At 61.8% G+C, this 21,534-nt stretch carries 14 protein-coding genes; 10 read left to right on the forward strand and 4 right to left on the reverse strand.

Annotated features, from left to right (window positions below; all coding sequences use genetic code 11):
- The first annotated feature begins 24 nt into the window (after positions 1-24).
- From rimP to truB, 5 genes are all read left to right on the forward strand, one after another.
- Positions 25-483, forward strand: a complete 459-nt coding sequence (rimP, locus tag H281_RS0126245; RefSeq protein WP_007182297.1) for a ribosome maturation factor RimP — start codon at positions 25-27, stop codon at positions 481-483.
- Entirely contained in the window at positions 480-1,955 is a 1,476-nt protein-coding gene (gene nusA, locus H281_RS0126250) for a transcription termination factor NusA (RefSeq protein WP_020070115.1), read from the forward strand. Before rimP ends, nusA begins: the two co-directional genes overlap by 4 nt.
- A 94-nt stretch (positions 1,956-2,049) precedes the next feature.
- Complete coding sequence (infB, locus tag H281_RS0126255; RefSeq protein ID WP_020070116.1) at positions 2,050-4,995, forward strand: translation initiation factor IF-2; 2,946 nt, start codon at positions 2,050-2,052, stop codon at positions 4,993-4,995.
- Positions 4,996-5,172: 177 nt separating this feature from the next.
- Positions 5,173-5,538: a 30S ribosome-binding factor RbfA gene (rbfA, locus tag H281_RS0126260; protein ID WP_027777275.1), complete on the forward strand. Its 366-nt coding sequence runs from the start codon at positions 5,173-5,175 to the stop codon at positions 5,536-5,538.
- A 108-nt stretch (positions 5,539-5,646) separates the two neighbouring features.
- Positions 5,647-6,582 carry a tRNA pseudouridine(55) synthase TruB gene (gene truB, locus H281_RS0126265; protein WP_020070118.1) on the forward strand — a complete coding sequence of 312 codons (936 nt, stop codon included), beginning with the start codon at positions 5,647-5,649 and terminating at the stop codon, positions 6,580-6,582.
- Between the two features lie 150 nt (positions 6,583-6,732).
- Here truB and H281_RS0126270 read toward each other — a convergent pair whose 3' ends face one another.
- From H281_RS0126270 to H281_RS0126285, 4 genes are all read right to left on the reverse strand, one after another.
- Entirely contained in the window at positions 6,733-8,295 is a 1,563-nt protein-coding gene (locus H281_RS0126270) for a DHA2 family efflux MFS transporter permease subunit (protein ID WP_020070119.1), read from the reverse strand.
- Between the two features lie 31 nt (positions 8,296-8,326).
- Positions 8,327-9,583, reverse strand: coding sequence for an EmrA/EmrK family multidrug efflux transporter periplasmic adaptor subunit (locus tag H281_RS0126275; protein WP_020070120.1), 1,257 nt, complete (start codon positions 9,581-9,583; stop codon positions 8,327-8,329).
- Between the two features lie 100 nt (positions 9,584-9,683).
- Positions 9,684-11,252: an efflux transporter outer membrane subunit gene (locus H281_RS0126280; RefSeq protein ID WP_020070121.1), complete on the reverse strand. Its 1,569-nt coding sequence runs from the start codon at positions 11,250-11,252 to the stop codon at positions 9,684-9,686.
- Between the two features lie 49 nt (positions 11,253-11,301).
- Positions 11,302-11,817 (reverse strand): MarR family winged helix-turn-helix transcriptional regulator, encoded by a 516-nt coding sequence (locus H281_RS0126285; RefSeq protein ID WP_020070122.1) that lies wholly within the window; start codon positions 11,815-11,817, stop codon positions 11,302-11,304.
- A gap of 347 nt (positions 11,818-12,164) precedes the next feature.
- Between H281_RS0126285 and typA the strand changes: the two genes are divergently transcribed.
- The 5 genes from typA (at position 12,165) to zapE (ending at position 21,363) form a co-directional block, all read left to right on the forward strand.
- Positions 12,165-13,991 (forward strand): translational GTPase TypA, encoded by a 1,827-nt coding sequence (gene typA, locus H281_RS0126290; protein ID WP_020070123.1) that lies wholly within the window; start codon positions 12,165-12,167, stop codon positions 13,989-13,991.
- Between the two features lie 307 nt (positions 13,992-14,298).
- A complete protein-coding gene (locus H281_RS0126295; RefSeq protein ID WP_020070124.1) occupies positions 14,299-17,160 on the forward strand; it encodes a 2-oxoglutarate dehydrogenase E1 component in 2,862 nt (953 codons plus the stop codon).
- A gap of 144 nt (positions 17,161-17,304) precedes the next feature.
- On the forward strand, positions 17,305-18,594 hold the full coding sequence (gene odhB / locus H281_RS0126300; RefSeq protein ID WP_020070125.1) for a 2-oxoglutarate dehydrogenase complex dihydrolipoyllysine-residue succinyltransferase: 1,290 nt from the start codon (positions 17,305-17,307) through the stop codon (positions 18,592-18,594).
- 151 nt (positions 18,595-18,745) lie between these two features.
- Entirely contained in the window at positions 18,746-20,176 is a 1,431-nt protein-coding gene (lpdA, locus tag H281_RS0126305) for a dihydrolipoyl dehydrogenase (protein WP_027804962.1), read from the forward strand.
- An 89-nt stretch (positions 20,177-20,265) separates the two neighbouring features.
- A complete protein-coding gene (gene zapE / locus H281_RS0126310) occupies positions 20,266-21,363 on the forward strand; it encodes a cell division protein ZapE (RefSeq protein ID WP_020070127.1) in 1,098 nt (365 codons plus the stop codon).
- Positions 21,364-21,534 lie beyond the last annotated feature (171 nt).

Raw genomic sequence — 21,534 nt, forward strand, 5'->3', positions numbered from 1 at the left:
TGCGCGAACATCTAAGAGGGCACTGTGCAACTGACGGAACTGATTGAAACCACGGTCGTGGGACTCGGCTACGAGCTCGTCGATCTCGAGCGCACCGGGCGCGGCATGCTGTGTATTTATATCGACCAGCCGGCCGGCATCGCGATCGAAGACTGCGAGAAAGTCACGCGTCAGCTCCAGCACGTACTGACGGTCGAAAATATCGATTATGAGCGGCTCGAAGTATCGTCGCCGGGGCTCGACCGTCCGCTAAAAAAACTGGCGGATTTTGAACGCTTCGCAGGCAGCGAAGTGGTAATCACATTGAAAAAGCCATTGGACGGACGGAAATCGTACCGGGGTATTTTGCATGCTCCGCAAGGCGAGACCATCGGTCTGGAATTTGAAGGGAAGGAAGGCGCCGCGATGCTCGATTTCACGCTCGCGGACATGGACAAAGCACGCCTCGTTCCGAAAGTTGACTTTAGGAGCCGCAAACAATGAGTCGCGAAGTGTTGATGCTGGTGGATGCGCTGGCGCGCGAGAAGAACGTCGATAAAGACGTGGTATTTGCCGCGCTCGAAGCGGCCCTCGCTTCGGCCTCCAAGAAACTCTTCGACGAAGACGCGGATATTCGCGTCCATATCGACCGTGAAAGCGGCGAGCACGAAACGTTTCGTCGCTGGAAAGTGGTGCCTGACGAAGCCGGTCTGCAAGAGCCCGATCAGGAAATCCTGCTGTTCGAAGCACGCGAGCAGAAGCCCGAAATCCAGCTCGACGAATACATCGAAGAACCGGTGCCGTCGATCGAATTCGGTCGTATCGGCGCGCAGGCAGCCAAGCAGGTGATCCTGCAGAAGGTGCGCGACGCTGAGCGTGAACAGATCCTGAACGACTTTCTCGAGCGCGGCGAGCACATCATGACCGGCTCGGTGAAGCGTCTCGACAAGGGCAACTTCATCGTCGAAACCGGCCGTGTGGAAGCACTGCTGCGCCGTGACCAGCTGATCCCGAAGGAAAACCTGCGCGTGGGCGACCGCGTGCGTGCCTATATTGCCAAGGTCGATCGCACCGCCCGCGGTCCGCAGATCGAACTGTCGCGTACGGCGCCCGAATTCCTGATGAAGCTGTTCGAGATGGAAGTGCCGGAAATCGAACAGGGCCTTCTCGAAATCAAGGCGGCGGCGCGCGATCCAGGCGTGCGCGCGAAGATCGGTGTGGTCGCTTATGACAAGCGCATCGATCCGATCGGCACCTGCGTCGGTATTCGCGGTTCGCGAGTGCAGGCCGTGCGTAACGAGCTCGGTGGCGAAAACGTCGACATCGTGCTATGGTCGGAGGATCCCGCTCAGTTCGTGATCGGCGCGCTCGCGCCGGCAGCCGTCCAATCGATCGTCGTCGACGAAGAAAAGCATTCGATGGACGTCGTCGTGGACGAAAACGAACTGGCGGTCGCGATCGGCCGCAGCGGCCAGAACGTGCGTCTTGCCAGCGAACTCACCGGCTGGCAGATCAACATCATGACGCCGGACGAATCTGCACAAAAGCAGAATCAGGAACGTGGCGTTTTGCGTGACCTGTTCATGGCGCGTCTCGATGTCGACGAGGAAGTTGCCGACATCCTGATCGACGAAGGCTTCACGAGCCTCGAAGAGATTGCCTATGTGCCGCTCAACGAAATGCTCGAAATCGAAGCGTTCGACGAAGACACCGTCCACGAACTGCGTAACCGCTCGCGCGACGCGCTGTTGACGATGGCAATCGCGAATGAAGAAAAGGTCGAAAATGTGGCGCTCGACCTGAAGAGCCTGGACGGTATGGACGCCGACCTGCTCGCGAAGCTGGCCGAACATCAGATCCAGACGCGCGACGAACTCGCGGAGCTGGCTGTAGATGAACTGGTCGAGATGACCGGAATGGAAGAGGATGCCGCTAAGGCGTTGATCATGAAAGCACGTGAACATTGGTTCCAGTGAGAAATGACCATGGCGCACTAAATTGAACGCGGCCGTCAGGCCGCATGACCCGATGCTAACCGCAAGGAATCGGTCCTTGCATTAAGAGGAATGAATGGCGAGTAACAACGTAGCCCAATTTGCCGCGGAACTGAAAATGCCTGCAGGCGTGCTGCTCGAGCAGCTGCAGGCGGCAGGCGTCACAAAAGCGAGCGAAGCCGACTCCTTGTCCGAAACGGACAAGGCGCGTCTGCTCGACCACTTGCGCAAGTCTCACGGCTCGACTGATGCAGACAAGCGCAAGATCACGCTGACGAAACGGCATACGTCGGAGATCAAGCAGTCCGATGCGACGGGCAAAGCTCGCACCATTCAGGTCGAGGTGCGCAAGAAGCGCACTTTCGTCCGCCGCGACGAAACCTCCGCTGATGGCGGAGATGCATCGAATCATGTGGCCGAGGCCGCCGAAGTTGACGATCTGGAACTTCAGCGTCGTGAAGAAGAAGCGCGGCACGCAGCCGAGTTGCTCGAGCAGCAGGCTCAGGAGCTGAAGGCGCGTCAGGAGCAGCTCGAACGCGAAGAGGCCGAGCGCCAGGCACGCGAGCAGGCTGCGGAAGCCGAGCGCCGTCGCGCCGAAGAAGAGGCGGCGAAGAAGCGCGCAGCGGCTGCGGCCGAGGCGGCAGCTCGCGAGAAGGCGCAGCCGGCACCGCAAGTTGCGAAGGTCCAAACGGCGCCTGCCAAACCGGCGGAGCCGGTCGTCGCGAAAGACACTGAGCAGGACGACGAGCGAGCCGCTGCGGAGCGCGCCGCGCAACGCGAAGCCGCCAAGAAGGCGGAAGATGCAGCGCGTCAAGCTGCGGAAAAGGCGCGTGCCGAACAGGAAGAAATCGCCAAGCGCCGCGCGGCGGCCGAAGCCGAAGCGCGCGCGATTCGCGAAATGATGAACACGCCGCGCAAGGCGCAGGTCAAGGCGCCGGAACCGGCACCGAAACCCGCAGAGCCGGCCAAGGCTGCTGAAGCCAAGGGCACGCTGCACAAGCCGGCGCGTCCGGCTGGCGAAGCGCCGGCACGTCCGGCTGCCAGGAAGTCGGCTGCCGCGGCTCCGGCCGCCACGACCACGCCGTCCGTTGGCGACAAGAAGAAGCCGGGCGGCAAGGGCGGCTGGCAGGACGACGCAGCCAAGCGCCGTGGAATCAAGACGCGCGGCGATACGAGCGGCGGCGTCGACCGCGGCTGGCGCGGCGGCCCGAAGGGTCGGGGCAAGCATCAGGACCAGAACACTACGTTCCAGGCGCCGACTGAACCGATCGTTCGTGAAGTGCACGTGCCGGAAACCATCACCGTGGCCGATCTGGCGCACAAGATGGCAGTGAAGGCGTCTGAAGTCATCAAGTCGATGATGAAGCTCGGCCAGATGGTCACCATCAACCAGATGCTGGACCAGGAAACGGCGATGATCATCGTCGAAGAACTGGGCCATCACGCGGTTGCGGCCAAGCTGGACGATCCGGAAGCCATGCTGGTCGAAGGCGAAGTGTCGGATGCCGAAGCATTGCCGCGTCCGCCGGTCGTCACGGTCATGGGTCACGTCGACCACGGCAAGACCTCGCTGCTCGACTACATCCGCCGCGCAAAGGTCGCAGCGGGCGAAGCCGGCGGCATTACGCAGCACATCGGCGCTTATCACGTCGAAACGCCGCGTGGCGTGATCACGTTCCTCGACACGCCGGGCCACGAGGCCTTTACGGCCATGCGTGCCCGCGGTGCGAAGGCAACGGACATCGTCATTCTGGTGGTCGCCGCCGACGACGGCGTGATGCCGCAAACGAAGGAAGCGATCGCCCACGCGAAGGCAGGCGGCGTACCGCTCGTCGTCGCGATCAACAAGATCGACAAGCCAGATGCGAATCCGGACCGCGTCAAGCAGGAACTCGTCGCAGAAGGCGTCGTGCCGGAAGAATACGGTGGCGATTCGCCGTTCGTGTCGGTGTCGGCCAAGACCGGCGCGGGCATCGACGACCTGCTGGAAAACGTGTTGCTCCAGGCCGAAGTGCTGGAACTGAAGGCACCGGTCGAAGCCCCGGCCAAGGGTCTGGTTATCGAAGCGAAGCTCGACAAGGGTAAGGGTCCTGTTGCAACGATCCTCGTCCAGTCGGGTACGTTGAACCGCGGTGACGTGGTGCTGGCAGGTAGCGCTTACGGTCGTGTGCGAGCCATGCTCGACGAAACCGGCAAGCCGACCAAGTCCGCCGGTCCGTCGATCCCGGTCGAAATCCAGGGTCTGTCGGAAGTCCCGCAGGCGGGCGAAGAAGTCATCGTCATGCCGGACGACCGCAAGGCGCGTGAAGTGGCGCTGTTCCGTCAAGGCAAGTTCCGCGACGTCAAGCTGGCCAAGCAGCAGGCCGCGAAGCTCGAGAACATGCTGGAGCAGATGGGCGAAGGCGAAGTGGCGTACATGCCGCTCATCGTCAAGGCCGACGTGCAAGGTTCGCAGGAAGCGTTGGTGCAGTCGCTGCTCAAGCTTTCCACCGACGAAGTGCGCGTGCAGATCGTGCACGGCGCCGTGGGCGGCATCAGCGAGTCCGACGTCAACCTGGCAACGGCTTCGAAGGCGGTCATCATCGGCTTCAACACCCGTGCGGACGCGCAGGCTCGCAAGCTGGCGGAAGCCAACGGTGTCGACATTCGCTACTACAACATCATTTACGACGCAGTGGATGAGGTGAAGGCCGCGATGTCCGGCATGCTGGCTCCGGAGAAGCGCGAAGTCGTCACCGGGACGGTCGAAGTGCGTCAGGTCTTCAAGGTGCCGAAGATCGGCGCGGTGGCCGGCTGTATGGTCACGGACGGCTACGTCAAGCGCTCGTCGTCGGTGCGCGTGTTGCGCAACAACGTCGTCATCTTCACGGGCGAGCTGGATTCGCTCAAGCGTTTCAAGGACGACGTGAAGGAAGTCCGCCAGGGCTTCGAGTGCGGTATGTCGATCAAGAATTTCAACGACATCGTCGAAGGCGACCAGTTCGAAGTCTTCGAGGTCACCGAAGTCGCGCGTACGCTGTAAGTCACGCGGCACGGTTCCAAGGGGCGGAGCGGGCATCAACGCCCACTCCGCCCGTTGTTTTTTGGAGCCGCCGTTTCGCCTGTCCGCGGCCGTCGCGCCGCGCGAATGCCGCGATTTTTCGAGTTTCGCGGCCGCGAACCAATTTTTTGCATCCGCCAAAACGGATCACACAACACCATGCCTAAAAAACGTTCTTCACCCAATCGCAACGTGCAGATCGCCGATCAGATCCAGCGCGATCTGTCGGAACTGCTGCGCGAGGTCAAGGATCCGCGCATCGGCATCGTCACGATTCAGAGCGTCGAACTGACGCCGGACTACGCACACGCGAAGGTCTATTTCACGACGTTGACGGGCGACCCTCAACAGACGCTCGCAGCGCTCACGCATGCGGCGGGTCATCTGCATAATCAGCTGTTCAAGCGCCTGCACATTCACACGGTGCCGACGCTGCATTTCCATTACGACCAGACGATCGAGCGCGCCGTTGAAATGTCCCGTCTGATTGACGAGGCGAACGCCAATCGCGCGAAAGACGACTAAGCGCAGTCGGCGCACGCATCCCGAGCCGCGCTACGCTGCATGCTGCAAGGCTTGGGTCGTCAAGGCGCAATATGCTGTTCCGGATTCCATAGAAACCCGTCTTCCCACATGACCGCACCTCAACGCCCCCGCGTGCCGCGCCGCGCGCTCGACGGCGTGCTGCTGCTCGACAAGCCGCTCGGCCTGTCGAGCAACGACGCACTGATTCGCGCGAAGCGCCTATATCTGGCTAAAAAGGCTGGACATACCGGCACGCTGGATCCGCTCGCGACCGGCCTGCTGCCGCTGTGTTTTGGCGAGGCCACCAAGTTTTCGCAAGATCTGCTCGAGGCCGACAAGACCTACGAGGCCACCATGCGCCTCGGCGTTCGCACCACCACTGGCGACGCCGAAGGGGAGCCGGTCGACACGCGCGCGGTGACGTGCGACGAGGCGGCGGTTCTTGCGGCGCTGCCGGCATTTGTCGGCGAAATCGTTCAGGTACCGCCGATGTACTCGGCGCTCAAGCGAGACGGCAAGCCGCTCTACGAATACGCGCGGGCCGGGCAGACAGTCGAGCGGGAAGGGCGCCAGGTGACGATTCACTCGCTCCAGTTGCTCGCTTGCGCGCTGCCCGATGTGACGTTCCGCGTCACTTGTAGCAAAGGCACGTATGTGCGCACGCTGGCAGAGGACATCGGCGAGGCGTTGGGTTGTGGGGCTCATCTAGTTGCCCTGCGGCGCACCGGCGTCGGCGCGCTGACGCTTGAGCATGCGGTGACGCTCGACGCGCTTTCGGATGCAACGGAAAGCGAGCGTGACGCGTGGTTGCAGCCGGTCGACGCCTTGCTGTCGACGTTCCCCTCGGTGTATCTGGACGAAGACGCGACGCGGCGCTTTTTGCACGGTCAACGGCTGAAGCTGTCCGAACTGAGTCTGAGCAGTGAAGCGGCGAATGCGCAGCGCGTGAGGGTCTACGCCGCGCAAGGGCGCCTGCTGGGCGTCGCAAAACAAGGTGAGGGCGTGCTCGCGCCTGAACGCCTCGTCGTGACGACGGCGAACTAGTCCCGCCACGCAAACCGAAAGCGCGTCAGATCCGCCTTTCGCCAGGCAACTCAATCGAGCTGATTGCGCCGCTGCAATGAAAAAGGCGGGACCGTTATAAAGCGGCCCCGCCTTTTTTGCATCTCGTCTATCAGGGAATGAAACGCGAGATCAATGCGCCGCCGCGGCAGCGGCACCGGCGTCGCCGCCGGCCTTCTCCGGTTTCGTGACCCAGATCAGCGCGATCAGCGCCACGAAGATACCGGCGGAAATGAAGAAGATGTCGTTCACGCCGAGTTGCGCGGCCTGTTGCGTGGCCATCGAATTGAATAGCCCATACGCTTGCGGCTGACTGAAACCCGCAGCGCCCATCTGGCGGATCGACTCGTCGAACACCGGGTTGTAGGCGTTGGCGCGCTCGGTCAATTGCGCGTGATGCATGATCGTCCGATGGTCCCAAGCCGTCTGGAAAATCGACGTGCCAATGCCGCCGCACATAATCCGCACGAAGTTCGACAAACCCGATGCCGCCGGTATGCGATTACCCGGCAAACCGGACAATGTGATCGAAACCAGCGGAATAAAGAAGCCGGCCATGCCGATGCCTTGAATCAGCGTGGGCAGTAGCAGCGAGTAGGTATCCACGCCAGTCGTATAACGCGAACGCATCCAGAAGCACAGCGCAAATACGAGAAACGACAACGTCGCGATATAACGCGGATCGGTGCGCGGCAGGACCTTGCCTGTGATTGGCGACAGCAGCACGGCGAAGAGACCAACCGGCGCCATGACGAGACCGGCCTCGGTGGCCGTGTAGCCGATATCGGTTTGCAGCCACAGCGGCAGCAGAACCAGATTGCCGAAGTAGAGCCCGTAGCCGACCGACAGCGCAATGGTGCCGCCCGTGAAGTTTCGTTTGCTGAAGAGCGACAGGTCGACCACCGGATGCTCGGCCGTCAGTTCCCACACAATGAAGAACGCAAGCGCTATCACCGCGACCAGCGTCAACACGACAATAGTCGTAGACGAAAACCAGTCGAGGTCCTTGCCCTTGTCGAGCATGACCTGCAACGAGCCGACCCAGACGATCAGCAGGCCGAGACCGACACCGTCGATCGGCGCCTTTCTGACGACGGAATCGCGGTTGCGAAAGATCATCCACGTCGCGAGCGCGGCGATCGCGCCGACCGGAATATTGACGTAGAAGATCCAGGGCCACGAGATGTTGTCCGAAATCCAGCCGCCCAGGATGGGGCCGGCGACCGGCGCGATCAGCGTGGTCATCGCCCACATCGATAACGCCATCGGCGCCTTGGCGCGCGGATAACTCGCGAGCAGCAGCGTTTGCGACAGCGGAATCATCGGGCCGGCCACCGCGCCTTGCAGCACGCGCGAGGCGAGCAGGAAGGGCAGAGTCGGCGCGAGGCCGCACATCCATGACGAAATCACGAACAGCACGATCGACGCCATGAAGAGGCGCACCTGGCCGATGCGGTCAGTGAGCCAGCCCGTGAGCGGCACGGAGATCGCGTTGGCGACCGCGAACGACGTGATCACCCACGTGCCCTGATCGGCCGACACGCCGAGGTCGCCCGATATGGACGGAATCGAAACGTTCGCGATCGACGTGTCGAGCACGTTCATGAAAACGGCGAGCGACACCGCGATGGTGCCGATCACCAGTTGCGCGCCCTCGAGCGGCGGGTGAGGGGCTTGCGCCTGAGCCTGAGCCATTCAGAAAGCCTTGTATGAGTCGCCGCGCGGCTTACATCAGTTTTGCAGATGCGGGCTTGCTGGATCCGGACTGCGCGGCTTTATGCGTGCCTGCGTTCGGACCGGCGTTTTCCGCGATGATGCGAGCAATTTCCGCGTCGGCTTCGTCGCCATATTTAGCAAACACGTCCGTCTGATAGACGGTGTTCTGTGCGTTGCCCAGCTGGCCGCCGTTCTCGTCCTTGATGCTCACGTCGGCTTGCATCGACAGGCCGATACGCAGCGGATGCTTTTCCAGTTCCTGCGGATCGAGCGCGATTCGCACCGGCAGACGCTGCACCACCTTGATCCAGTTGCCGGTGGCGTTCTGCGCGGGCAGCAGCGAGAACGCCGAACCCGTGCCTGCCGAGAAACCCACCACCTTGCCGTGATAGACGACCGACGAACCGTAGACGTCGGCCGTCAGTTCGACCGGCTGGCCGATGCGCATGTGCTTGAGCTGCACTTCCTTGAAATTGGCGTCGACCCAGACGGCGCCGAGCGGCACGATAGCCATGAGCGGCGTGCCCGGCGAGACGCGCTGTCCGACCTGGACCGAGCGTTTCGCGACATAGCCGGTGACCGGTGCCGGCAGCGTGTTGCGCGCATTGTTCAGATACGCGTCGCGGACCTTCGCGGCGGAGGCCTGCACGTTCGGGTGATTCGCGATCGTGGTGTTGGCGGTCAGCGCGCGGTTCGATGCCAGTTGCTGCTGAGCGGCTTCGACGGCGGCTTGCGCGCTCTTGACGGCGTCACGTGCGTGCGAAATTTCTTCCTGCGACACGGCGCCGGTTTGCGCAACCGTCAGACGGCGCTTCAAGTCGTCCTGAGCGCGCGAGAGGTCGGACTGGCGCTGCGCAACTTGAGCCTGGTACTGGTTGTCGTCGGCGAAGAGACCGCGCACCTGGCGCACCGTCTGCGCAAGATTCGCTTCTGCCTGATCGAGCGCGACGCGGGCGTCGGCCGGATCCAGCACGACGACCGGGTCGCCGGCCTTGACCGTTTGCGTATCGTCGGCGTTCACCGCGACCACGGTGCCCGTGACTTGCGGCGTGATCTGCACGACATTGCCGTTCACGTACGCGTCGTCGGTGTCTTCGTGAAAGCGCGCCACGAGGAAATAGTACAGACCATAGGCGATCGCGGCGATCAGGATCACGATGACGAGCAGCGTCATCATGCGCTTGCGTTTGCCGCTGTTCGCCGGTTGTGCCGGTTTGTTCGGCTGTGCCGGTTGGTTGTTAGCCGCGGGCTGTTGGGGGGTGCTCATTGATGTGCTCCGGGTTCTCTCAAACGTCGTCGTTTATTCGGATGTTCGTGTGTGGTCTGTTGCGGTCGATACAGTTGCGTGACGGCGCGATCAGTTCATGTCAGTTCACAGCGGCGGTCGCAGCCGGGGCGGATGACACGCCCGCCGCGGACGTGGAGACCGGTGCCGCCGAGCTGGATGCTGCTGCGGCCGATGCCGGCGCGTCAGTCGGCACGACCAGGCCTGTCTGCGTCGCGTCGAAACCGCCGCCCAGCGCCTTGACGAGCCCGATCTGCATGTCACGGCGACGCATCTTGAGCGTGGTAACCGTCTGTTCGGCGGAAAGGCGGTTCTGGTCGGCGGTCAACACCTGCAGTTGCGGAGACAGGCCGGCCTTGTAGCGGATCACGGCCAGTTCGTATGCCTTCGTCGATGCGTCGAGTGCGCGTTGAGCGTCGCCCGCTTGCTGGTCGATCGAGCGGATCGACGACACCTGCGTCGCGACATCCGACAACGCATTGATCAGCGTCTGGTTGTAGTTCGCCACGTTCAGCTCGAAATCCGCATAACGGCCCTTCAATTGCGAGCGCAGCGCGCCTGCGTCGAAGATCGGCAGGTGAATCGCCGGACCGAACTGGATCTGGCGGCTGCCGGCTGTCAGGAATCGGCCCCAGCCGAACGCGTCGAAGCCGAAGCCGGCTGCGAGGTTCACGTCCGGAAAGAATTCCGCCTTCGCTTCCTTGACGTCATGCATCGCCGCTTCGACTTGCCAGCGCGCGGCGACAATATCCGCGCGACGCGCGACCAGATCGGCCGGCAGATTGTCCGGCAGCGCGACTGTATTGCCGACGCCGAGCGCAGGCTGTGCAATTTGCAGGCCGCGATCCGGGCCCTTGCCGAGCAGCGCGCCCAATTGATAACGCACCACGGTGATCTGGCCGTCCAGATCGCTCAGGCTCGCCTGGCTCGACGCGATATTGCCCGTTGCGGTCTGACGCTCGACGTTCGTATCGAGACCGGCTGCAACGCGACCGTTCGTGATGCGGCCGATATCCTGGCGGTTGGCGATTTCGCGTGCGGCGATGTCGCGCAGCGCATAGAGCTGGGCAAGCTGGTTATACGTGCTCGCCACGGACGCCGCGAGCGTCACGCGCGCCTGCTGCATGTCGGCCTCGGCCGCTTTTTCCTGCGACACAGCCTGGCCGAGGCGCTGACGGTTCTTGCCCCACAGGTCTAGATCCCACGAAGCGCTCGCGAGCACGTTGTTCTCGCTATACCAGGTGCCGCCGTACGGAGGCGGGTAGAGCGCGTTGCCCGAGAACAGTTCGCGTGTCCACGAATAGCTGCCGTTGACTTTCGGGTAAAGCGCCGAGCGCGAGGTTTCGATGTACGACGACGCCTTTGCGAGACGCGCCTGCGCCTGCGCGATCGACGGGCTGCCTTCCAGCGCTTCGGCAATCAGCTTGGGCAACTGCGGATCGCCGAACTGGTTGGCCCAGTCGAGCGACGGCCACTGGCCGCTCTGGCCCGCGAGACTCTGGGTGGACTCATATTGCGCCGGCGACGAAATCTGCTTGTCGCTTTTGACACCGAAGTAGTTCGCGCACCCAGTGAGGGCGAGCGCTGCCACCGCGGCGGCGACAGCGGCCCGGCTCGAAAACGCGGGCGCGGACAGGGAAGGGGATTTCATCGCTCGACTCTTTGAGTGGAATGTAATGATGGACGCTGCAAGCAATTTCTTACGATTTGCTGTCGTAATTGCTTGCCGCATCACGGGTCAGTCCCGTTTGTTCGCCAGAATTGAGCAGCACGCGACGCAGCATGCTCTTCAGAAAGCCCACTTCTTCCGGGGTAAAGCCGGAGAGCAGGTCATCCAGTACACCGTTGAAGATCTTCGGCATTTTGGCCGCGATCGCATGCCCTTCGGGCGTGAGTGCAAGACGCACGACGCGCCGGTCTTCGTTGCTGCGCACCCGCGTGAGCAGGCCGCGCTTTTCGAGGCGATCGATCAGGCGCGTGACGGCGCTTGCGTCAATGCCGTATTCGCGCGCGAGTTCGGCCGCCAGCAGGCATTTCCCGCTCGCCACCATGAACAGGATGCTGCCTTGCTGACTGGTAATGCCAAGCTCCGCCATGCTGCGCTGGGTTACCAGGTTCGACATGGTCGATTTCACGCGCGACAGCAGATAGCCGACACTTTCGCCTAGCCGGTATTCGCTGATCTCAGGCGCTGGGGTGGTGGACGGCTCCGTCATGATTCTCGTGCGAATGCAATGGTTGACTAGGCACAATTATAAGAGTCGGATGATTGACGCGGCAAGCGTTATTACAGCTTAGGCAAGGAAATATCCGCGCTCAAGCAAGAATCGGCGCGTTTTCGCGTAGGGGCAAGGACTAATAGACGTCAGATCTACTCATGCGGGAGTCGGTGCCGCAGCGCTTGCTATCAGGGAATACCAGAAAGCTTCACCGGTGCGTGCTATAATGTTAGGTTCCCAAAAGTGCGCATTGGGCTTGTCGTGGTTTTTATCCTCACATTGCTCTTATACGAAGAGCGAAGCGGCATGAGCAAGCGGCGCACTCAACTGTCTCCAGGTTTCCTATGACCCGCGCCCTACGCAACATCGCCATCATTGCCCACGTCGACCACGGCAAGACTACGCTCGTCGACCAGCTCCTCCGCCAGACCGCCACGTTCCGTGACAACCAGCAGGTTGCCGAGCGTGTGATGGACTCGAACGACATCGAAAAAGAACGTGGCATCACGATTCTTTCGAAGAACTGCGCGGTCGAATATGAGGGCACGCACATCAACATCGTCGACACCCCGGGCCACGCGGACTTCGGCGGTGAAGTGGAGCGCGTGCTGTCCATGGTCGATTCGGTGCTGCTGCTGGTGGACGCCGTCGAAGGCCCGATGCCGCAAACGCGCTTCGTGACCAAGAAGGCACTGGCGCTCGGTCTCAAGCCGATCGTCGTGATCAACAAGGTGGACCGTCCCGGCGCGCGCATCGACTGGGTGATCAACCAGACGTTCGACCTGTTCGACAAGCTGGGCGCGACCGACGAACAGCTCGACTTCCCGATCGTCTACGCGTCGGGCCTGAACGGCTATGCCGGTCTGACCCCGGACGTGCGTGAAGGCGATATGCGTCCGCTGTTCGAAGCCGTGCTCGAGCACGTGCCGGTTCGCGCGGCCGACCCGGAAGGCCCGCTGCAACTGCAGATCACCTCGCTCGACTACTCGTCGTATGTCGGCCGTATCGGCGTGGGCCGTATCACGCGCGGTCGCATCAAGCCGGGCATGGCCGTTGCCGTGCGTTCGGGTCCCGATGGCGCCATTCTGAACCGCAAGATCAATCAGGTCCTGTCGTTCAAGGGTCTCGAGCGCGTGCAGGTCGAGTCGGCTGAAGCCGGCGACATCGTGCTGATCAACGGTATCGAAGAAATCGGCATTGGCGTGACCATCTGCTCGCCGGAACAGCCGGAAGCGCTGCCCATGATCACCGTCGACGAACCGACGCTGACCATGAACTTCCTCGTCAACTCGTCGCCGCTCGCCGGCCGCGAAGGCAAGTTCGTCACGAGCCGTCAGATTCGTGACCGCCTGATGAAGGAACTGAATCACAACGTCGCGCTGCGCGTCAAAGAAACCGGCGACGAAACCACGTTCGAAGTGGCCGGCCGTGGCGAACTGCACCTGACCATTCTCGTGGAAAACATGCGCCGTGAAGGTTACGAGCTGGCCGTGTCGCGTCCGCGCGTGGTGATGCAGGAAATCGACGGTGTGAAGCACGAGCCGTACGAGAACCTGACCGTCGACATGGAAGACGCGCATCAGGGTGGCGTCATGGAAGAACTGGGCCGTCGCAAGGGCGAAATGCTCGACATGGCGTCGGACGGCCGTGGTCGCACGCGTCTCGAATATCGTATTTCGGCGCGCGGCCTGATCGGCTTCCAGTCGGAATTCCTCACGCTCACGCGCGGTACGGGCCTGATGAGCCACACGTTCGACTCGTATCAGCCCGTCAAGGAAGGCTCGGTTGGCGAGCGCCGCAACGGCGTGCTGATTTCTCAGGACGACGGCGCAGCAGTCGCTTACGCGTTGTGGAAGCTGCAGGACCGCGGCCGTATGTTCGTGTCGCCGGGCGAGCCGCTGTACGAAGGCATGATCATCGGCATTCATAGCCGTGACAACGACCTGGTCGTGAACCCGATCAAGGGCAAGCAACTTACCAACGTCCGTTCATCGGGTACCGACGAAGCAGTGCGCCTCGTGCCGCCGATCCAGATGTCGCTGGAATACGCGGTCGAATTCATTGACGACGACGAACTGGTCGAAGTCACGCCGCAATCCATCCGTCTGCGTAAGCGCTACCTGAAAGAGCACGAGCGCCGCAGCGCGAGCCGCAAGGGTGCGGTAGATTAAGCAGCGCGCAACGGCCTCTGGCCTTCGCTTGAGCTGTTAGTGAAAAGCCACCTTCGGGTGGCTTTTTACATTTCCGGAGCGCATTCGCGTTATTGGAAATTGCCGCTGAAGCCCGTCGCTGAAGGCCCGGGCGGCGATCCGTCTGCTATCTGCGATATCCGTTATGTGATATGCTCCCCGGGTGCAAAGTTTTAGGTCCTTCCAAGCAAGACTTGATTCGCGCAATCCGCTAAACGGTCAGGCCGTGTCGCGGAAGGTTCTGTAACCCGCTATTTCTCGAGAAACTCGAAGAAAGGTGAGCGTAAAAATGATGAAGCAATTCCAGTCGAACTCTTATCTGTTCGGCGGCAATGCTCCGTACGTAGAAGAAATGTACGAAGCATATCTCGACAACCCGGCGTCAGTGCCCGAGAACTGGCGCAGCTATTTCGACGCGTTGCAGAATGTACCTGCATCGGATGGCACCAATGCCAACGACGTGGCCCATGGCCCGATCGTCGAATCGTTTGCACAACGGGCCAAGGCCAACGCCTTCATCCCGCGCACGGCAACCGGTGGCGAAGACCTCGCTACCGCGCGAAAGCAAGTCTATGTGCAGTCCCTCATCGGCGCATATCGCTTCCTCGGCTCGCAATGGGCCAATCTCGATCCCCTGAAGCGCCGCGAACGTCCCGCAATCCCCGAGCTCGAACCCGCGTTCTACGACTTCACCGAAGCCGATATGGACGAGGAATTCAGCGCCACGAATCTGTATTTCGGATTCGAGCGCGCTTCGCTGCGTGAGATCGTCAAGGCATTGCGCGACACGTACTGCGGCACGATCGGCGCCGAGTACATGTACATCAGCGATCCGGAACAGAAGCGCTGGTGGAAGGAAAAGCTGGAGTCGATCCGCTCCACGCCGAATTTCTCGAACGAGAAGAAAAAGCACATCCTGAATCGCCTGACGGCCGCTGAAGGCCTCGAGCGCTTCCTCCATACCAAGTACGTCGGCCAGAAACGCTTCTCGCTCGAGGGCGGCGAAAGCTTCATCGCGTCGATGGACGAAGTCGTGCGTCACGGCGGCGCCCGCGGCGTGCAGGAAATTGTCATCGGCATGGCTCACCGTGGCCGTCTGAACGTGCTGGTCAATACGCTCGGCAAGATGCCGGCTGACCTGTTCGCCGAATTCGAAGGCAAGCACGTCGACGACCTGCCGGCCGGCGACGTGAAGTACCACAAGGGCTTCTCGTCGGACGTCTCGACCGAAGGCGGCCCGGTTCACCTGTCGCTCGCGTTCAACCCGTCGCACCTCGAAATCGTCAACCCGGTGGTAGAAGGTTCGGCGAAGGCGCGTATGGACCGTCGCGGCGACGACAGCGGCCTGCAAGTGCTGCCGGTGCAGATTCACGGCGACGCGGCTTTTGCCGGTCAGGGCGTCGTGATGGAAACGCTGAACCTCGCGCAAACGCGCGGTTACGGCACGCACGGCACGCTGCACATCGTCATCAACAACCAGATCGGCTTCACGACGTCGGACCCGCGCGATTCGCGCTCCACGTTGTACTGCTCGGACGTCGTCAAGATGATCGAGGCGCCGGTGCTGCACGTGAACGGCGACGACCCCGAAGCGGTGGTTCTGGCCACGCAACTGGCTATCGACTTCCGGATGCAGTTCCACAAGGACGTCGTGGTCGACATCGTCTGCTTCCGTAAGCTGGGTCACAACGAGCAGGACACGCCGGCTGTCACGCAGCCGCTGATGTACAAGACCATCGCGAAGCATCCGGGCACGCGCGCGTTGTACGCCGAGAAGCTGGTGCAACAAGGCGTGATCACGGCCGAAGAAGGCGAGGAATTCGTCAAGGCCTACCGCAAGGCGATGGACGAAGGCCATCACACGGTCGACCCGGTGCTCTCGAACTACAAGAGCAAGTACGCGGTGGACTGGGTGCCGTTCCTGAACCGCAAGTGGACCGACGCGGCCGACACGGCTGTGCCGCTCGCGGAACTGAAGCGCCTCGCTGAGCGCATCACCACCGTCCCGGAAAACTTCAAGGTTCACCCGCTCGTCGAGCGCGTTCTGAACGACCGTCGCGCAATGGGCCGTGGCGAAGCGAAGCTCGACTGGGGTATGGGCGAGCACCTCGCGTTCGCGTCGCTGGTCGCCTCCGGCTATGCCGTGCGCCTGACCGGCCAGGACTCGGGCCGCGGCACGTTCACGCACCGTCACGCGGTGCTGCACGATCAGAACCGCGAGCGCTGGAACGACGGCACTTACGTGCCGCTGCAGAACATCGCCGAAGGTCAGGCGAAGTTCACGGTGATCGACTCGGTGCTGTCGGAAGAAGCGGTGCTCGGCTTCGAATACGGTTACTCCACGGCTGAACCGAACACGTTCGTCGCATGGGAAGCGCAGTTCGGCGACTTCGTGAACGGCGCGCAGGTTGTGATCGACCAGTTCATTTCGTCGGGCGAAGTAAAGTGGGGCCGCGTCTCGGGCCTGACCATGCTGCTGCCGCACGGCTATGAAGGCCAGGGTCCGGAGCACTCGTCGGCGCGTATCGAACGTTTCCTGCAACTGTGCGCAGACCACAACATGCAAGTGGTCCAGCCGACCACGCCGGCGCAGATTTTCCACCTGTTGCGCCGTCAGATGATCCGGCTGTTCCGCAAGCCGCTGATCGTCGCTACGCCGAAGTCGCTGCTGCGTCATAAGGAAGCCGTCTCCGATCTGTCGGAACTGGCGAAGGGTTCGTTCCAGCCGGTGATCGGCGAAGTCGAGGAAACCATCGACGCGAAGAAGGTCAAGCGCGTGCTGGTGTGTTCGGGCCGCGTGTACTACGACCTCGTCGCGCATCGCCGTGAAGCGAAGGCGAACGACGTTGCGATCGTGCGTATCGAACAGCTGTATCCGTTCGCTCACAAGCAGTTCGAAGCGGAGATCAAGAAGTACGACAACGCGACGGAAGTGGTCTGGGTGCAGGACGAGCCGCAGAATCAGGGACCGTGGTTCTACATCGAGCACCATCTGAAGGAAGGCATGAAGGAAGGACAGAAGCTGGCATACAGCGGCCGTCCGGCTTCGGCTTCGCCGGCAGTCGGTTACTACGCGAAGCACTACGAGCAGCAGAAAGCGCTGGTCGAAGGCGCTTTCGGCCGCCTCAAGAGCGCGTCGATCGCTAAATAAAGAGAACAGACGAACCGGGAAAGCGCAGCGCGCTTTCCCGCGCCGCGTTCAGCGACCGCATAAAGGTCCAGACGCGGCAGACATGGTTCGCAGGCGGTCGTCGTTCACCGCGCCGTCACCCGATACGTATTCAGGATATTCATAATGGCTATTGTTGAAGTCAAGGTTCCCCAGCTGTCCGAGTCGGTCTCGGAAGCCACGATGCTGCAGTGGAAGAAGAAGCCCGGCGAGGCTGTTGCCCAGGACGAAATTCTCATCGAAATCGAGACCGACAAGGTCGTGCTCGAAGTGCCGGCACCCTCGGCCGGCGTGCTCGCGCAAGTCATCGCGAACGACGGCGACACCGTCACGGCCGATCAGGTCATCGCCAAGATCGACACGGAAGGCAAGGCAGGCGCCGCCGCTGTCGAAGCGGAAGTGAAACCGGCACCGGCCGCCACGCCCGCACCGGCCGCCGCACCGGCGCCGGCTGCTCAAGCCGCATCCGCAACGGGTGCGAACACCGCTGCTTCGCCGGCTGCCGGCAAGCTCATGGCGGAGAAGGGCTTGTCGTCGGGCGACGTCGCCGGCACCGGCCGCGACGGCCGCATCACCAAGGGCGACGTGCTGACGGCAGGCCAGGCCGCTCCGGCTGCGAAGCCCGCCGCGCCTGCACCGGCTGCCGCACCGAAGGCCGCCCGGCCGTCGCTGCCGGACGTCAAGGGCCCGGCATCGGCCGACCAGTGGCTGAAGGACCGCCCGGAGCAACGCGTGCCGATGTCGCGTCTGCGTGCGCGTATCGCCGAGCGTCTGCTCGAGTCGCAGCAAACCAACGCCATCCTGACCACGTTCAACGAAGTGAACATGGCGCCGGTGATGGACTTGCGCAACAAGTACAAGGACAAGTTCGAAAAGGAACATGGCGTGAAGCTCGGCTTCATGTCGTTCTTCGTGAAGGCGGCTGTTCACGCGCTGAAGAAGTTCCCGCTGGTGAACGCGTCGATCGACGGTAACGACATCGTCTATCACGGCTATTTCGACATTGGTATCGCTGTCGGTTCGCCGCGCGGTCTGGTGGTGCCGATCCTGCGCAATGCAGATCAGCTGAGCCTTGCCGAAATCGAGAAGAAGATTGCCGAATTTGGCCAGAAGGCGAAAGACGGCAAGCTGTCGATCGAGGAAATGACGGGCGGTACGTTCTCGATCTCGAACGGCGGTGTGTTCGGTTCGATGCTGTCGACGCCGATCATCAACCCGCCGCAGTCCGCGATTCTCGGCGTGCACGCAACGAAGGAACGCGCCGTGGTCGAAAACGGCCAGATCGTGATCCGCCCGATGAACTACCTGGCGCTCTCCTACGACCACCGGATCATCGACGGCCGTGAAGCCGTGCTGTCGCTCGTCGCCATGAAGGATGCGCTGGAAGACCCGGCGCGCCTGCTGCTCGACCTGTAAGCGCCGCTTTTATCGGTGCCGGCTTGCGATCGCGCGAGCCGGCGCCATATAAAGCATCAGGCAAGCACCACGTCTTTCGCATTCCGCAGTACAGGAACGACCCGCGCCACGAAGTGTGGCCGCGCGCCGTTCCGTCATCAAAAGGATTGTCATGTCCAAAGAATTTGACGTCGTCGTGATCGGCGCAGGCCCTGGCGGTTACATCGCCGCCATCCGCGCAGCGCAGCTCGGCAAGACCGTCGCATGTATCGAAAAATGGAAGAACCCGGCCGGCACGCTGAAGCTCGGCGGCACGTGTCTGAACGTGGGTTGCATTCCGTCGAAGGCGCTGCTCGCGTCGTCGGAAGAATTTGAAAACGCATCGCATCACCTCGCTGACCACGGCATCTCGGTGGAAAACGTGAAGGTCGACATCTCGAAGATGATGGCCCGCAAAGACGGCATCGTCGAAAAGATGACGAAGGGCATCGAATTCCTGTTCCGCAAGAACAAGATCACGTGGCTCAAGGGTCACGGCAAGTTCACCGGTAAGACGGACGCCGGCGTGCAGATCGAGGTGAGCGGGGAAGGCGAAACGGAAGTGGTCACGGCGAAGAACGTGATCATCGCCACGGGTTCGAAGGCACGCCATTTGCCGAACATTCCGGTCGACAACAAGATTGTCGCCGACAACGAAGGCGCACTCGCTTTCGACACGGCACCGAAGAAGCTCGCCGTGATCGGCGCAGGCGTGATCGGACTCGAACTCGGCTCGGTGTGGCGCCGTCTGGGCGCGGAAGTGACCGTGCTCGAAGCGCTGCCGGAATTCCTCGGCGCGGCTGACCAGGCGCTCGCGAAAGAAGCGGCCAAGCAGTTCAAGAAGCAGGGTCTCGACATTCACGTCGGCGTGAAGGTCGGCGAAGTGTCGACCACGGAGAACAGCGTCACGATCAATTACACGGACAAGGACGGCAACGCGCAGAAGCTCGAAGCCGACCGCCTGATCGTGTCGATCGGCCGCGTGCCGAACACCGACAACCTCGGTCTCGAAGCGATTGGCCTGAAGGCCAACGAACGCGGCTTTATCGACGTCGACGATCATTGCGCGACGGCCGTGCCGAACGTCTACGCGATCGGCGACGTGGTTCGTGGCCCGATGCTCGCGCACAAGGCCGAAGACGAAGGCGTGCTGGTCGCTGAGATCATCGACGGTCAGAAGCCGCATATCGACTACAACTGCATTCCGTGGGTGATCTACACGGAGCCGGAAATTGCGTGGGTCGGCAAGACGGAACAGCAACTGAAGGCGGAAGGCCGCGAAGTCAAGACGGGCCAGTTCCCGTTCATGGCGAACGGCCGCGCGCTGGGCATCAACAAGGCGGACGGTTTCGTCAAGATGATCGCCGACGCAAAGACCGACGAACTGCTCGGCGTGCACATCATCTCGGCAAACGCATCGGACCTGATCGCGGAAGCCGTGGTGGCGATGGAATTCAAGGCGGCGTCGGAAGACATCGGCCGCATTTGCCATCCGCACCCGTCGCTTTCGGAAGTCATGCGCGAAGCGGCACTCGCCGTGGACAAGCGCGCGCTGAACATGTAATCGCGCGCACGCCTGACTGAACGTACTCTGGCATCACCACAAAGGCGGGCGGGTTCACTCCCTCCCGCCTTTCTTTTCGCAGCAACACGATGAACGTCACCGAATACTACGAAAAAGAACTGCAGACGCGGGGCTACCAATCCGACCCGGCGCAACGCGCGGCGGTCGATCGTCTGCAGCGGTGCTACGAAGAGTGGGTCGAGTACAAGTCGCGCCGCTCGAATGCATTGAAAAAGCTCATCAACCGCCCGGACCCGCCGCGCGGCGTGTACATGTGGGGCGGAGTAGGGCGCGGCAAAAGCTTCCTGATGGACAGCTTCTACATGATCGTGCCGGTGCAGCGCAAAACGCGGCTGCATTTCCACGAATTCATGCGCGAAGTGCATCGCGAACTGGAAGAACTGAAAGGCCAGGCCGATCCGCTCGACGAACTCGCACGACGTGTTGCGAAGCGCTACAGGCTGATCTGTTTCGATGAATTCCACGTGTCGGACATTGCCGATGCGATGATCCTGTACCGCCTGCTCGACAAGCTCTTTGAAAACGGCGTGCAGTTCGTGATGACGTCCAACTACGATCCCGACACGCTGTACCCTGACGGCCTGCACCGCGACCGCATGCTGCCGGCCATCGAGCTTATCAAGGAAAAACTCGACGTGATCAACGTCGATGCAGGCATCGACTACCGGCAACGCACCCTCGCTCAGGTGGAGGTGTATCACACGCCGCTCGGCGCGGCCGCGGACAAGGCGTTGCGCGACGCGTTCGCGCGCCTCGCCGCGGTCCCTGACGAAAGCCCGATCCTGCATATCGAAAAGCGCGAGTTGAAGGCGCTGCGCAAGGCAGACGGCGTTGTCTGGTTCGATTTTGCGACGTTGTGCGGCGGTCCCCGTTCGCAGAACGACTACCTTGAACTGGCGAGCCGTTTCCACGCGGTGATTCTGTCAGCGGTGCCGCAGATGTCGGCGCGCATGGCGTCGGAGGCGCGCCGCTTCACGTGGCTGATCGACGTGTTCTACGACCACAAGGTGAAGCTGCTGATGTCGGCTGCGGTGCCGCCCGAGGAACTTTACGTCGATGGCCCCATGGCTAACGAATTCACTCGCACGGTCTCCCGGATCGTCGAAATGCAGAGCAAAGAGTATCTTGATGCACCGCGCCGGATCGTCGATACGTCGCTGACCTGAGCAGGGCCCGGGCTGTTTTTGGAAACCCGCGGGCGCTCCTTTTGCGATAGCTCACGCCGCTTCGGCCTAGCGGACTAGGTCGAAAGGCGTATTTTCAGGATTCGGATTGCTCTGATGTTCCGTGTTTGGGCGAGTGGCTATCTTTGTCGAGTATCTGACAAAGGAGAAACC

The organism is Paraburkholderia caledonica (assembly GCF_000383275.1).
Taxonomy (GTDB): domain Bacteria; phylum Pseudomonadota; class Gammaproteobacteria; order Burkholderiales; family Burkholderiaceae; genus Paraburkholderia; species Paraburkholderia caledonica.